This is a genomic window from Mycobacterium sp. BMJ-28, from assembly GCF_054404835.1.
Genome location: NZ_CM136783.1, coordinates 762,495 through 776,803, shown reverse-complemented (window position 1 = coordinate 776,803; position 14,309 = coordinate 762,495). Strand labels below are relative to the sequence as shown.

13 protein-coding genes are annotated in these 14,309 nt (G+C 67.7%); 8 read left to right on the top strand and 5 right to left on the bottom strand.

The features are described 5' to 3' along the window. The first annotated feature begins 116 nt into the window (after positions 1-116). A complete protein-coding gene (locus ACXPWS_RS03895; RefSeq protein WP_458711177.1) occupies positions 117-824 on the top strand; it encodes an SDR family NAD(P)-dependent oxidoreductase in 708 nt (235 codons plus the stop codon). After that, the gene (locus ACXPWS_RS03890) at positions 811-1,203 is read left to right on the top strand and encodes an SgcJ/EcaC family oxidoreductase (RefSeq protein WP_458711176.1); all 393 of its coding nucleotides are present in this window, start codon (positions 811-813) and stop codon (positions 1,201-1,203) included. Before ACXPWS_RS03895 ends, ACXPWS_RS03890 begins: the two co-directional genes overlap by 14 nt. Here ACXPWS_RS03890 and ACXPWS_RS03885 read toward each other — a convergent pair. Continuing rightward, positions 1,200-2,189: an LLM class F420-dependent oxidoreductase gene (locus ACXPWS_RS03885; protein WP_458711175.1), complete on the bottom strand. Its 990-nt coding sequence runs from the start codon at positions 2,187-2,189 to the stop codon at positions 1,200-1,202. The two genes, ACXPWS_RS03890 and ACXPWS_RS03885, sit on opposite strands and share 4 nt — an antisense overlap. A gap of 85 nt (positions 2,190-2,274) precedes the next feature. Between ACXPWS_RS03885 and ACXPWS_RS03880 the strand changes: the two genes are divergently transcribed. Then, positions 2,275-2,931, top strand: a complete 657-nt coding sequence (locus ACXPWS_RS03880) for a hypothetical protein (RefSeq protein WP_458711174.1) — start codon at positions 2,275-2,277, stop codon at positions 2,929-2,931. A 59-nt stretch (positions 2,932-2,990) separates the two neighbouring features. Here the strand turns inward: ACXPWS_RS03880 and ACXPWS_RS03875 are convergent, their stop codons facing one another. After that, complete coding sequence (locus ACXPWS_RS03875; RefSeq protein ID WP_458711173.1) at positions 2,991-4,451, bottom strand: class I adenylate-forming enzyme family protein; 1,461 nt, start codon at positions 4,449-4,451, stop codon at positions 2,991-2,993. Between the two features lie 96 nt (positions 4,452-4,547). Here ACXPWS_RS03875 and ACXPWS_RS03870 point away from each other — a divergent pair, with 96 nt between their 5' ends. From ACXPWS_RS03870 to ACXPWS_RS03855, 4 genes are all read left to right on the top strand, one after another. After that, on the top strand, positions 4,548-6,167 hold the full coding sequence (locus ACXPWS_RS03870; protein ID WP_458711172.1) for an esterase/lipase family protein: 1,620 nt from the start codon (positions 4,548-4,550) through the stop codon (positions 6,165-6,167). Between the two features lie 119 nt (positions 6,168-6,286). Further along, on the top strand, positions 6,287-7,915 hold the full coding sequence (locus tag ACXPWS_RS03865; protein WP_458711171.1) for an esterase/lipase family protein: 1,629 nt from the start codon (positions 6,287-6,289) through the stop codon (positions 7,913-7,915). Positions 7,916-8,122: 207 nt separating this feature from the next. After that, positions 8,123-8,548 carry a pyridoxamine 5'-phosphate oxidase family protein gene (locus ACXPWS_RS03860; protein WP_458711170.1) on the top strand — a complete coding sequence of 142 codons (426 nt, stop codon included), beginning with the start codon at positions 8,123-8,125 and terminating at the stop codon, positions 8,546-8,548. After that, positions 8,545-8,967 (top strand): PPOX class F420-dependent oxidoreductase, encoded by a 423-nt coding sequence (locus tag ACXPWS_RS03855; protein ID WP_458711169.1) that lies wholly within the window; start codon positions 8,545-8,547, stop codon positions 8,965-8,967. Before ACXPWS_RS03860 ends, ACXPWS_RS03855 begins: the two co-directional genes overlap by 4 nt. Here the strand turns inward: ACXPWS_RS03855 and ACXPWS_RS03850 are convergent. Then, complete coding sequence (locus ACXPWS_RS03850) at positions 8,964-9,509, bottom strand: TetR/AcrR family transcriptional regulator (RefSeq protein ID WP_458711168.1); 546 nt, start codon at positions 9,507-9,509, stop codon at positions 8,964-8,966. The genes ACXPWS_RS03855 and ACXPWS_RS03850 overlap by 4 nt on opposite strands. A gap of 76 nt (positions 9,510-9,585) precedes the next feature. On the opposite strand from ACXPWS_RS03850, the gene ACXPWS_RS03845 reads away from it, so the two are divergent. After that, positions 9,586-10,770 carry an FAD-dependent monooxygenase gene (locus ACXPWS_RS03845; RefSeq protein WP_458711167.1) on the top strand — a complete coding sequence of 395 codons (1,185 nt, stop codon included), beginning with the start codon at positions 9,586-9,588 and terminating at the stop codon, positions 10,768-10,770. A 63-nt stretch (positions 10,771-10,833) separates the two neighbouring features. Here the strand turns inward: ACXPWS_RS03845 and ACXPWS_RS03840 are convergent, their stop codons facing one another. Together ACXPWS_RS03840 and ACXPWS_RS03835 are read right to left on the bottom strand one after the other, a co-directional pair. After that, positions 10,834-12,981 carry a 3-hydroxyacyl-CoA dehydrogenase NAD-binding domain-containing protein gene (locus ACXPWS_RS03840; RefSeq protein ID WP_458711166.1) on the bottom strand — a complete coding sequence of 716 codons (2,148 nt, stop codon included), beginning with the start codon at positions 12,979-12,981 and terminating at the stop codon, positions 10,834-10,836. Between the two features lie 14 nt (positions 12,982-12,995). Further along, positions 12,996-14,207 carry an acetyl-CoA C-acetyltransferase gene (locus ACXPWS_RS03835; protein ID WP_458711165.1) on the bottom strand — a complete coding sequence of 404 codons (1,212 nt, stop codon included), beginning with the start codon at positions 14,205-14,207 and terminating at the stop codon, positions 12,996-12,998. Positions 14,208-14,309 lie beyond the last annotated feature (102 nt).

Below are 14,309 nucleotides of genomic sequence, written 5' to 3'. Positions count from 1 at the left end.
CCGAAGCGTAGTAGGCGTTACCTCTCACCAGCGAGGAATCCCGTCCCGCCGGCCGGGATGCCCGCGCCGCCGCGATCACGTTGACCACGGCAGCAGACCAACCGAAAGGCACAGAAATGAACACCACCACCCGCGTAGCGATCATCACCGGCGCATCCCAAGGCATCGGTGCGGCTTTGGTCGCCGGCTACCGCAAGCTCGGCTACGCCGTTGTCGCCAACTCCCGCAATATCGCCCCGAGTGATGACCCGATGGTGCTCACGGTGGCCGGCGATATCGGTGAGCCCGGTGTGGGCGGGCGCGTCATCGACGCCGCCGTGGAACGGTTCGGCCGGGTCGACACCGTGGTCAACAACGCGGGCATCTTCATCGCCAAGCCGTTCACCGAGTACACCGACGCCGACTTCGACGCCATCGCCGGGGTGAACCTGCGCGGCTTCTTCGAGGTCACCCGGGCCGCCGTCGCCGCGATGGCCGAGAACGGCGGCCACATCGTGAACATCTCGACCAGCCTGGTCGACCAGGCCGACAAAAAGGTGCCGTCGGTGCTGGCCTCGCTGACCAAGGGCGGGCTGAACGCCGCCACCAAATCGCTGGCCATCGAATACGCCGAGCGCGGAATCCGGGTGAACGCCGTCGCCCTCGGCATCATCGACACCCCGATGCACGCGCCGGAGACCCACGAATTCCTGGCCGCGCTGCACCCGGTGGGTCACCTGGGCAGCCTCGACGACGTGGTCGGCGCCGTGCTCTATTTGGAGAACGCGGGATTCGTCACGGGCGAGATCTTGCATGTCGACGGAGGTCAAAGTGCCGGGCACTGAGCAGGACGTTGCGAACGACACCGGGATGGACATCGTGCGCGCCGTACTCGACGAGTGGAAGGCCGGGATCGACGCGCACGACCCGGCCCGGGTGGCCGCGGTGTTCACCACCGACGCCGTCTTCCAGGGGCTGCGTCCCTACACCGTCGGGCGCGACGGGGTGTTCGGCTATTACGACGGACAGCCGCGGGGGTTGACGGTCGACTACCGGATGGACGAGGTCCGCCGGCCCGCCGAGAATGTCGTGCTGGGCTACGGCCGGGCGGATTTCACCCGGGCCGACGGCACCGTGATCGGCCTGACTCTCGGGGTGGTGCTGACCCGCTCCGACGATCGATGGCAGATCGCCCAGTACCAGGTCAGCGCGCTGCCGGCTTAGCTGAGCGCCGGGATGACCTCACGCTCGAACAACTCGATACCGGACCGGTCGTACGCGGCCTCGGGGAAGTACAGGATGGCGTACTCACAGCCCAGGTCGGACAGCCGGCGCAGCCGCTCGGTGACCTGCTCCGGGGTGCCGGTGGCCGAGTCCGGCGAGGCGACGTTGGCGAGCATCGCGTCGACGGCGGCCTCGCCCGCCTTGGTGACCTGCCGGGCGCGGATGCGCTCGAGTCGCTCCTTGACGTCGGAGTCCGAGGTCCCGACGACGGCGTTGAAGTTGGCCGACCGCACGATGGCGCCGTAGTCGGTGCCGACATCGCGGCAATGGTCGGCCAGGATCTGGGATTTGCGGGCGAACTCTTCGGGGGCCGAGCTGAAGTTGGTGTACTGCGCGTACTTGGCCGCGATCTTGAGGGTGACCTTCTCGCCGCCACCGGCGATCCACAGCGGCAGCCCGCCGTCCTGCGGCGGCTTCGGGGCGACGATGGCGTCGTTGACCTGGTAGTGCTTGCCGTCCAGGGTGACGCGGCCGTGCCGCCAGGCGTCGCGCATGATCTGCACGCCCTCGTCGAGCCGGCCCAGCCGCTCGCCGGCGGACGGGAAGCCGTAGCCGTAGGCCCGCCATTCGTGCTCGTACCAGCCGCCGCCGATGCCCATCTGGGTGCGCCCGCCCGAGATGACATCGACGGTGGCGGCAATTTTTGCCAGGTACACCGGATTCCGGTAGCTCATCGCGGTGCACATCTGGCCCAGTTTCACTCTGCTGGTGGTCGCCGCCAGCGCCGCCATCAGCGACCAGGCCTCATGGGTGGCTTCGTCGGTGGGCACCGGAACGGTGTGGAAGTGGTCGTATACCCACACCGAATCCCATGCGCTGTCATCGGCGTGAGCGGCCAAATCATGCATCACCGGCCAATGCTGCTCGGTGGGGATGTCGACGAGATCGAGCCGCCAACCTTGCGGGATGAAGAGTCCAAAGCGCATGCCTAGAAACTGTAGGCCCATCGATTTGTTATCTCGTCTACACTCTGAGGAAATTGTTCGCTACATCCAAGGGTGAGGACTGGTCATGACCAACTCGACACGTCGCTACGCGGCGGCCGTGGCGGCGGCCTTTGCACCACTGGCCGTGGTCTCTGTGATCACCGCCGCGCCCAGCAGCGCCGAGTGCGTCGACGGACAGACCAGTTTCAACGGCAACTGCGTCGACTCGAACTGCAAGAAGAGCGAGGTGCGCGACGGCGCCACCGGTGAGTGCCGCAACGCGCTGTCCGCCGCGCTGGGTAAGGCGCAGGCCCCGATGGTCGCCCAGGTTTCCCCGGAGCAGTGGGGCCAGGCCTACCAGGTGGGCCAGCAGTACGCCGGCCTGCCGGACGGCATGCGGGTCGCCAAGGACTCCTTCAACATCGTGAACTCCGCGATCGACGTGCCCACCAGCATCATCGGCGGGGTGAACGACCTGGCCTACACCGGTTTGCTGCTCAGCCAGATCGGTGGCGGTGGCGGCGTTGGCTTGACCGCGGCCCGAACCGCCGCGGCCCCGGTCAGCGCGATGGGCGCCATCGCCGACGCCGCGCAGGCGCTGCCGTCACCGAAGATCGGCCTGCCCAAGATCGGGATGCCGAAGGTGGGCCTGCCCAAGGTGGGGCTGCCCAAGATCGGGATGCCGAAGCTGTTCCAGGCGTGCCTGCCGGTGAAGTTCGTCTTCTTCCGGCCCTGCATCTGAGCCGAGACTCTTTCTTCCTTCTGGCCAGGAGCCCCCCGGGTTCCTGGCCAGAAGACTGTTCAGGGCCGGTACAGCGCCGCGACGTCGGGCAGGCTCACCTTCAGGGCGGGGTTGCGCGGCAGGCTGTCGACCAACACCACCGCCACCGGGACGCAATGGCGCGGCAGCCGCTCGCGGATCAGGTCCAGCAGCGCCGCCGGCTCCGGCGCGGGTTCGCCGGGGGTGGCCTGCACCGCGGCGAACGGCACCTGCCCCAGCCGGGCGTCGGGCACCCCGACGACGCAGGCGTCGTGCACCCCGGGGTGCTCCAGCAGCACCCGGCGCACCGTCTCGGGCAGGATCTTGAATCCACCGCGGTTGATGGCGCCGTCGGCCCGGCCGTGCAGGGTGATGAATCCGTCGGTGTCCACCGACGCGATATCGGTGGTCCGGATCCAGTCCGGATGGATCGACGCGATCCGGGCCTCCAGCAAGCCCTGACGTCCGGCCGGCAGCGGCTCCGCGGTGTCGGCATCGATGATCCGGACTTCGGTGTCGGGCAGCACTTTTCCAGAACTCAGCCGTTTCGCCGCACCGAACTGCCGGTACAGCTCGGGCGTCCAGGTGCACACCGATCCAGCGAATTCCGTTGCGCCGTAAGCCAATAGCACCGGTATTCGGTATCGCCGCTCGAACTCGTCGCGCAGTGCGGGGTCCAGCGGGCCGGAGGCGCTGATGATGTACTGCAGCGAGGACAGCTCCTCGGGGTCCAGGTCGGCGTCCAGCAGCATCCGCACCACCGCCGGTTGCACCCCGGCGCGTTGCAGCCCATGGGTTTTCACCACCCGCACCCACTCGTCCACGCTGAACTTCTCCAGTAGCACGATGCGCTTGCCGACGTAGGCGCCGGTGATCAGCTGGCACACCCCGCCGATGCCGCCCAGTGGCCAGTACACCAGTTCCGGTGGATCGTCGGGGCTCGCGCTGCCGCCGGTCACGCTGAACACCGTGCGTTCCAGCACCGGCGCCGGGATGGCCTGGCGTTTGGGCGGTCCGGTGGTGCCGCTGGTGAGCACGTGCAACCCGGGGTCCCCCGCGGTCGTGTCGATGTGACTGCGTTCCACACCGCGCACCGGCTGCGCCCCGCCCGCCGAGATCCGCACGCCGGCGCTGCCCGTCGCCGCGGCCGCCGCCAGCACCGGTTCGGTCCAGTCCTGGTCGCAGGCCAACACCGCGGGCAACCGGAGCTTCTGGACATCGGCGGCGATGGCGGCCGGGGACTGGAACGAATAGATCATCGACACCCAGCGCCGCGCCGCCAATAGGCCGATGACCGCCGCGGCATGGGGCAACCGGTTACGCACCACCAGCCCGACCGGCGCCCTGGCCGGCACACCGGAGGCATCCAGTGCGGTCTCGATCGCCTCGGCGATGGAGTCGATCTCGAAACCGGTGTACCAGCGTCCGCCGAATTCGATACAGGGCTGGTCACCGTAGCCGGCGACCCTTGCCGCAAAGGTTTCGGTAAAGCTTTCGGCCACCTCGTCACGGTAGCGCTCCGGCCAAAACCCCACGCGGACACCGACCGGTTCGGTATACACAGGACCGCTGGTATCGCTTATCGGGTGGGGGGTCTGATGTCGATGAACCATGGCAGCACACACATGCGGCGCGCGGTCGCGGTGTTGTGCACGATGTTGTGGGCTTTGGCGACCATGTGGATGGCCGGCGGCGTCGCGCACGCCGACGACACGTCCACGAAGAGCCCGTCCGAGGGCAGCTCGTCATCGGGCACGCAGGCCCCGTCCGACAAGCCCGACACACCGGCCACCTCGACGGGCACCGAACCCAAGCCGGCCGAAGACAAGCCCGGCACCGAGAAAGCCGACAAGCCGGATAAAACCGATACGCCCAAGCCGGCCCGTGGCACGCGTAAGCACGCCACCGCGACGGCCAAGACGGCCAAGCAGGCGACCGACACCAAGGTCGATACCAAGACCGAGTCCAAAACCGACCCCAAGCGCGAAGCCAACGTCGACACCAAGACCGATGCCAAGAGCGATCCGACGGCCAAGACCGTCAGCATCAGCACCGCGACGGCCAACGTCACCGCCGCGCCGGCCGCACTGAGGCTCGCCGCCACGCCCACGCCCACGGTCACCCAGCCGGCCACGGCATCGGCGCCCAACCCGATCAAACAGGCCACCCAGTTCGTCCGCCAGATGGCCGGGCTGGCCAACGATCTGGCCCTGATCGCGGTCTCACTGGTCAACAACCTGGCCGCCGCGGCCGCGACCGCCATCGGCCCCAAACCGTTCTTCGGCGTGCCGTATCGGGTGGCGACCGCCGTCGCCGGCACGGCGGCGGTCGCCGCCAAACTGCTCGACGGCACTCCGCTGGACGCGGTCAGCGAGGGACCGTTCAAGGTGAACTACGGCGTCGGCGATCTGCTGGCCTGGCTCAATCCGGCGAAATCGCCTGCCGGGGCCAATGATCCGTCGATCACCACCACCCCCGAGCATCCGCTGCCGATCATCCTGCTCAACGGCACCAGCGCCACCCAGGGTGTGAACTGGAGTGTCGGGGCGCCGGTCCTGGCCAACGCCGGCTACAAGGTCTACACCTTCAACTACGGCAACACCACGAACAACCCGAACTTCCCGATCCAGGCCACCGCCGACATCCGCAAGTCCGCGCAGGAACTCGCCGATTTCGTCGAGCAGGTGCGCGCCGAGAATCCCGAAGCCGGCAAGGTGATCCTGATCGGCCACTCGCAGGGCGGCGGCATCATGCCGTCCTACTACATCAACAATCTCGGTGGCGACCGGTACGTCTCGCAGTTCATCGGGATCGCGCCGAGCAATCACGGCACCGACGTGGACGGGCTGACCTACGCGAAGAACATCCCCGTGCTCGGCCCGCTGATCTTCCGCATCGTCGACCTGTTCGGCGCCGCCTGGACCCAGCAGGCGCTGGGTTCGTCGCTGCAGCAGGAAACCTACGGACAGGGTGACACCCGCACGGGCGTGCTCTACACGACCATCTCGTCGAAGTTCGACTGGGTGGTCACGCCGTACACCCAGCAGGCCCTGACCGGACCGAATGTCACCAACATCGTCCTGCAGGACCTGTACCCCAACTACAACGCCGGGCACCTCGGCATCGTGTTCTCCGCTCCGACGTGGACCGCGGTGCTGGGCGCGCTGGCCGCGAACGAGGCCGCCAACCCGGCACCGGCCACCCTGCTGGCGGCCTGAACACCGGACAAGAAATTGACATCAGCGGCCATTTGTTGCACGAAAGCCGCTCGCGCACACCGGTCGTCCGCTATAACCCGTACCGGGGGTTTCACCCATTCGGTGTCGGGGAGGCAGCAATGTCGTTGAATCATGTTGGCGCGCGGACGTATCGATGGGCGGCATTGCTGCTGGTCGGGTTGTGGACGTTCGCCACCCTGTGGGTCGCCGCCGGCGTCGCGTACGCCGATGACACCACCGCACATGATTCATCGCAGGGCAGTACACAGTCGGGCACCGAATCCGGCGGCGCTGCGGCGGACAAACCGGCGCACCAGCCCGGCAAGGACGGCGACCAGCCCGCCGGCGAGGCGACCTCGCCGGACAAGACGTCCGAGAAGGCCGACGACACCGACAAGCCGGTCAAGGCGCCGCGCGGGGCCCGCAAGCACGGCGCCACCCAGCCGTCCGCGGATGCCAAGCCGGCCGCCAAGACTGCGAAGACCGCGAAGGCCGACTCCAAAACCGCCACGGCCGACGCGGATTCGACGGCGGCTCCCAAGACCGCGAAGAAGGCGGCGGCCACCGCCGACGTCGGCACCACGGCGGCCACGGCGGCCAGCACGGCGGCCACGTTGAAGCTCGCCGTTCCGTCGGTCGCGCCGTCCACAACGGCGAAAGCCCCCAACCCGATCGCGCACGCGGTCCAGTTCGTCCGGCAGATGCAGGGGCTGGCCAACGACATCGGCCTGCTCGCCGTCACCGTGGTGAACAACCTGGCCGCCGCGGCGGCGGCCAGCATCGGGCCCAAGCCGTTCTTCGGGGTGCCCTATCACGTGGCCACCGCCATCGCCGGCACCGCGGCCACGGCGGGCAAACTGCTGACCGGGACTCCGCTGAACGCCGACTCCACCGTCACGGGCCCGTACAAGGTCACCTTCGGCGTCGGCGATCTGCTCGGCTACCTCAACGTCAACAAGCCGCCGGCCGGCGCCAATCTTCCGTTCACCGGAATGCCCACCGACCATCCCCTCCCGATCATCCTGATCGCCGGCACCGCCGCCAACGCCCCGTTCAACTGGAGCGTCGGCGCACCGCTGCTGGCCAATGCGGGGTACAAGGTCTACACCTTCAACTACGGCAATGTCACCAACAACCCGAACTGGCCGGTGCGGGGCACCGCCGACATCCGTAAGTCCGCGCAGGAACTCTCCGACGAGGTCGACCGGGTACTCAAGGAGACGGGCGCGGAGAAGGTCATCCTGATCGGCCATTCTCAGGGCGGTGGCCTGACCCCGACGTACTACCTGAACAACATGGGCGGCGCGGCCAACGTCTCGCAGTTCATCGGTATCGCGCCGGGGCATCACGGGGCCGACGTGGACGGGCTGGCCTACATCAAGAACATCCCGCTGATCGGTAAGCCGATCCTGAGCCTGGTGAACCTGTTGGGTCCGGCCTGGCTGCAGCAGGCGGTCGGATCCCCGCTGCTGGACGAGATCTACGGCGGCGGCGACACCCGGTCCGGGGTGCTGTACACCACGATCTCGACGAAGAACGACTGGATCGTCACGCCCTACACCAACCAGGCGCTCAGCGGCCCGAACGTCCAGAACGTCGTCCTGCAGGACCTTTACCCCAACTTCAACGCCGGGCATCTGGGCATCGTGTTCGCCAAGCCGACCTGGGACGTCGTCCTGGGTGCGCTCGCGGCCAACCCGGCGGCCAACCCGGCGCCTGCCGGGCAAAACCTCGTCGCGGCGGCTTGATCCCGTTCAGTTGGTGCGGTCGGACCACCCGGCCCCCGGCGCGGTCGATGATGCTCTCGGCATCGGGGTACCCCGTTCCGGTCTTTCCTGACGCCCGCACGGAAAGTGTGCTGCGCGTGGGTGTTTCACTGAACGAGCCGCGAATGTGGCCGCAGCGGGGGCAACGCATCCGTCCGTGTTGACGGTGGCCGGGGCTAGTCTGGAGCCATGGCCCTCTCCAAAGAAGAACGCGAACAGTTTCTCGCCGAGCCGCATATTGCGGCGCTGTCGGTGTACGCGGGCGCGCACCGCGGACCGTTGACGTTGCCGATCTGGTACCAGTACTCCCCCGGCGGCCAGCCGTGGCTGCTCACCGGAAAAGGCTCGCGCAAGCACACGTTGATCGAGGCCGCCGGCCACCTGTCCCTGATGGTCGAGCGTCTCGAGCCGTCCGTGCGGTACGTGGCGGTCGACGGCGCGGTCGACCGCATCGAGCCGGGCACCGACGAACAACTGGTCGAGATGACCAAGCGCTACCTGGCCCCGGACAAAGTCGACGGGTACCTGGAGTTCGCCCGTCGCGAGCACGGCGAGAGCGTGGCGGTCTATCTCAAGCCCGAACACTGGAACTCATCCGACCTCGGCTCGTTGTGAGCGCCCTGTCGGAGAAGGTGGTGGCCTTCCTCTCCGAAGGCACCCGCACCGCGGTCTTCGGCTGGGTGGCCGCCGACGGCCGGCCGCTGGCGGCACCGGTGTGGTTCTTCGTCGACGGTGACGAGTTGGTGTTCAACACCGGGAAGAGCACCGCCAAGGGCAAAGCCCTGCTCCGCGACCCCAGAGTGGTGCTGTGCATCGACGATTCGAACCCGCCGTTCTCGTTCGTCCAGGTGCAGGGCGTGGCGACGCTCAGCGAGGACCCCGCCGAGCTGCTCGACACGGCCACCCGCCTCGGTGCCCGGTATATGGGTGCCGAGCGGGCGCAGGAATTCGGCGAGCGTAACGGCGTGCCGGGTGAGTTGGTGGTGCGGGTCCGCCCGACCAAGGTGCATGCCGGGTTCGACGTCGCCGACTAAAGCCCCAGGGCGGCCATCGCGCCGTCCACGCTGACCGTGCGCAGCCGGCCCTGTTCGACGTCGGGGAACTGCACGCAGCAGTCCTGCAGTCCGCCCAGCGCGATCACCGCACGGGTGGACTGCTCCAGCGTGGCCTTGGCGCCGAACATGAGCTTGGTGAAGCGGTCCCGCCAGCCGAGCAACCGGTCGATCAGCCCGAGGTCGGCCAGCGCGGTCAGTTCGGCCAGGATGAGGATGAAGTCGCGCCGGTGCCGGTAGTGGAAGTCGAACCAGGCCTCCAGAAGTTCGCGTGGGGTGGCCCGCGCGGCCCCGCGCCGGCGTTCGTAGCCGGTGACCAGATCCTCGCCCTCGTCCAGCAGCGGCACCAGGATGCTGCGGACCAGGTCCTCGCGGGATCGGAAGTGGTAGTAGAGAGCGGGTTTGGTGATGCCGAGCCGGTCGGCGATGTCCTGCAGGCTGGTGCGGTGCACGCCTTTCTCGGCGAACAGTTCACGCGCGACCTGCTGGATGCGGATTCTGGTGTCCGACACCGGCCTGGTCACGTAGCCACCCTAGCCGACTTAACGATCGGTAAGCTGCTCGGCAAGCACTTACCTATCGTTAAGTAAGGAGACAGTCATGCACGTCCTCATCTCCGGCGCCAGCATCGCCGGACCGGTGCTCGCCTACTGGCTGACCCGCCAGGGCATCGACGTCACCGTGGTGGAACGCGCGCCCGCACTGCGCAAGACCGGCGGCCATGCCGTCGACCTGTTCCGGCCCGCGATGGAGATCTCCGAACGAATGGGGGTACTGCCACAGGTCATGGCGCAAGCCACCGGGACCACCCGGCTGAACATCTACCGGCCGGGCAACTCTCGTCCGGCCCGGATCGACTACGTGAAACTGATCGGCATCATGTCCGACCGGCACGTCGAGATCATGCGCGACGATCTCAGCGAGATCTTCTACGACGCCGGCCGCGACGACACCGAATACCTGTTCGGCGACCAGATCACCGCCATCTCGCAGGACGGTGCCGTCGAGTTCCGGCACGGACCGCCGCGGCGTTTCGATCTGGTCGTCGGCGCCGACGGCCTGCACTCGGGTGTCCGCGGGCTGGTGTTCGGCGACGTCGCCGAGCGCTTCCTCGGCGGCTACCTGTCGGTGGTCTCGGTACCGAAATCCCTTGCCCGCGAGGGTGATATGACGGGCTACTACGCGCCGGGCCACGTCGCCATGGTCTACACCGCCGACCATCTCGACGATGCGCGGGCGGTGTTCATCTTCCGCCCGCGAGAACCCCTGGATTACGACCACCGCGACGCGCCGCGACAGAAGGCGCAGCTGCGCCAGGCGTTCACCGGAATGTCGGCAGAGGTCGACCGTTGGCTGGCCGAGGTGGACGGGACGCCGACGTTCTATTTCGACGCCATCACCCAGTTGCAGATGCCCACCTGGTCGCGCGGCCGGGTCACGCTGGTCGGTGACGCCGGGTACTGTCCCGGCCCCGCCGTCGGCGGCAGCACCAGCCTGGCGGTGTACGGGGCATACGTCCTCGCCGATGCGCTGGCCAAAGCGAATGGCGACCATAGGGCGGCGTTCGCGGATTACGAGCGCACCATGGCCGCGCCGGTGGCGGGCGCCCGGACCATGGCCAGAACCAACGCCAAGACCATCGTGCCCGGATCCCGTGTCGGGGTAACGGCTTTGATGGGTGTCGCGCGGCTCATCTCGGCGCTGCCGCTCGGTGTCACGCAGTCACTGGCCCGGCGCAATCCCAGCGGGGTGCGGCTGTACGACACCATGCCGCTGCCGGCCTGATGCCCAGCAGACACAGACTCCCGCATTTCCGGATGGAAATGCGGGAGTCTGTGTCTGGTCGCGCTAGCTCTCCAGCGACGCCGGAGGCAGGAAGCGGTCGCCGTAGCGGGCGGCCAGCTCCTTGGCCCGGGCCACGAAGGCCGCCTTGCCGACGCCGAGGGCGCCCTCGTAGCCGACGATGAACTGCGCGGAGCCACCGGTGTACGGCGGGAAGCCGATACCCATGATGGAACCGATGTTCGCGTCCGCGGTCGAGGTCAGCACGCCCTCGTCGATGCACTTCTGGGTTTCCAGCGCCTCGGCGAACAGCATGCGGTCGACCATGTCCTGCAGCGGCGGGGTCGAGCTGCCCGACTTGAAGGTCTCGCGCAGCCCCGGCCACAGCTGGGTGCGCTTGCCGTCGGCGTATTCGTAGAAGCCGGCACCGGCCAGCCGCGAGGGCCGACCGAGCTCGATCATCTTCTCCACGACCGCCTCGGCCGGGTGCGGCTCGTAGGTACCGCCGGCCTCTTCGATGCCCTTGCGGGATGCGACGGCGATCTTGTGCATGAGCTCCAGGTTCAGCTCATCGGAGAGCTGCAGCGGTGCCGCCGGGTAACCGGCCTGCGATCCGGCCTGCTCGATGCTGGCCGGTTCGACCCCTTCGCCCAGCATGGCCAGCGCCTCGTTGACGAAGGTGCCGATCACCCGGGAGGTGAAGAAGCCGCGGCTGTCGTTGACCACGATCGGGGTCTTCTTGATGGCCAGCGTGTAGTCGAACACCCGGGCCAGCGCCTCGTCGGAGGTCTTCTCCCCGCGGATGATCTCCACCAGCGGCATCTTGTCGACCGGCGAGAAGAAGTGGATGCCGACGAAGTCCTCCTGGCGCTTCACGCCGGTCGCCAGACCGGTGATCGGCAGGGTGGAGGTGTTGGACCCGAGCAGCGCGTTGGGCTCGACGATGTCCTCGATCTCCTGGAACACCTTGTGCTTGAGTTCCTGGTTCTCGAACACGGCCTCGATCACGAAATCGACGCCCGCCAGATCCGCCGGATCGGCGGTCGGGGTGATCTTGGCGAGTAGCGCAGCGGACTTCTCTTCGGTGGTCTTGCCACGCTTGAGGGCCTTGGCCTCGATGGCCTCGGAGTACGCCTTGCCCTTCTGGGCGGCCTCGATGCTGACGTCCTTGAGCACGACGTCGAAACCGGCCTTGGCCGACACGTAGGCGATACCGGCACCCATCATGCCCGCGCCCAGCACACCGATCTTGGTGATCGGCACCGGCGCGATGCCCTCGGGCCGCGACGCACCGCCGTTGATGGCCTGCAGGTCCAGGAAGAACGCCTGGATCATGTTCTTGGCGACCTGACCGGTGACCAGCTGGGTGAAGTACCGGCTCTCGATCCGCGCCGCGGTGTCGAAGTCGACCTGCGCACCCTCGACGGCCGCGTCCAGGATGGCCCGCGGAGCGGGCATCGGGGCGCCCTTGAGCTGCTTGCGCAGCAGCGCCGGGAACGACGGCAAGATGGCCGCGAGCGCCGGGGTGGCCGGGGTGCCGCCGGGGATCTTGTAGCCCTTGACATCCCACGGCTGCACGTGGGCTTCCGGATTCGCCTTGATCCAGGCCTTGGCGCGTGGGATCAGTTCCTCGACCGAACCGACCAGATCGTCGACCAGACCGATTTCCTTGGCCTTGGCCGCGGTGAACCGGGTGCCCTGGCTCAGGATCTCCATGAAGGCCTTCTGGATGCCGAACATGCGCACGGTGCGGGCCACGCCGCCGCCACCGGGCAGCAGGCCCAGGGTGACCTCGGGCAGGCCGATCTGCACACCCTTGACGTCGGCGGCGATGCGGTGGTGGGTGGCCAGCGCGATCTCCAGGCCGCCGCCGAGGGCCGCGCCGTTGATCGCGGCGACGACGGGCTTGCCGAACGTCTCCAGCGTGCGCAGGTCGCGCTTGATGGTCTCGACCTCGTTGAAGGCGTCGGCCGCGTTGTCCGGGCCGATGTTGATCATGGCCTTGAGGTCACCGCCGGCGAAGAACGTCTTCTTGGCGCTGGCGATCACCACACCGGTGATCTCTTCCTGCTCGGCGAACAGGCGCTCCACCGCCAGGTGCATCGACTCTTTGTAGTGCTCGTTCATCACGTTGGCCGACCCGGTCGGGTCGTCCAGGGTCAGGGTGACGATGCCGTCGGCGTCCTTGTCCCAGTGAATCGTGTTCTCAGTCATTGGTTCAGTTCTCCCTAGACGCGCTCGATGATGGTGGCCACGCCCATGCCGCCGCCGATACACAGCGTGACCAGCGCACGCCGCGCGCCGCGGCGCTCCAGCTCGTCGACCATGGTTCCGGTGATCATGGCGCCGGTGGCGCCCAGCGGGTGGCCCATCGCGATGGCGCCACCGTTGACGTTGAGCTTCTCGTCCGGGATGTTCAGGTCCTTCTGGAACTTCAGGACGACCGAGGCGAAGGCCTCGTTGAGCTCGAACAGGTCGATGTCATCGACGGTCAGGCCGGCCCGGTCGAGCACCTTCTTGGTGGCCGGGGTCGGGCCGGTCAGCATGATGACCGGGTCGGCGCCGCTGGTGGCGGTGGCCACGATGCGCGCCCGCGGGGTCAGATTCTGAGCCGCCCCTGCGCTTTCCGAACCGATGAGCAGCAGGCCGGCGCCGTCCACGATGCCCGAGCTGTTGCCGCCGGTGTGCACGTGGTTGATCTTCTCGACGTAGTGGTACTTCTGCAGCGCCACATCGTCGAAGCCGCCCATCGCGCCGATCCCGTCGAACGCGGTCTTGAGCTTGCCCAGGCTCTCCACGGTGGAGCCGGGACGCATGTGCTCGTCGTGGTCCAGGATGACCAGACCGTTCTGATCCTTCACCGGCACAACGGACTTGGCGAAGTAGCCACCCGACCATGCGGCGGCGGCACGTTCCTGCGAGCGCGCCGCGTACGCGTCGACATCCTCGCGGGAGAAGCCCTCGATGGTGGCGATCAGGTCGGCGCCGATGCCCTGCGGGACGAAACCGATGCGGTAGTTGGTCTCCGGGTCAGATGCCCAGGCGCCGCCGTCGGAACCCATCGGCACGCGGCTCATGGACTCGACACCGCCGGCCAGCACCAGGTCGTCCCAGCCGGAACGGACCTTCTGAGCGGCCAGGTTCACGGCCTCCAGGCCAGATGCGCAGAACCGGTTCAGCTGGAAGCCACCGGTGGTCTCGGGCAGCTTGGCCACCAGTGCCGCGGTGCGGGCGATATCGCCGCCCTGGTCACCGACCGGGGACACGACACCCAGGATGACATCGCTGATCAGGTTCTCGTCCAGGTCGGGGAACCGGCTGCGGATCTCCTCGATCAGGCCGACCACCAGGTTGACGGGCTTGACCTCGTTGAGGGCGCCGCCGCGCTGCTTACCGCGAGGCGTGCGAATGGCCTCGTAGATGAAGGCTTCTTCGGACATGTGTAGTTCCCTTTCGGGTGGGTGACGGGGATCGTCGGTCGGGACGCAAGTCCACTGGTCGCGAAGCCTAACAAAACCGCAAACCAACCTGTTGGTTGGGCG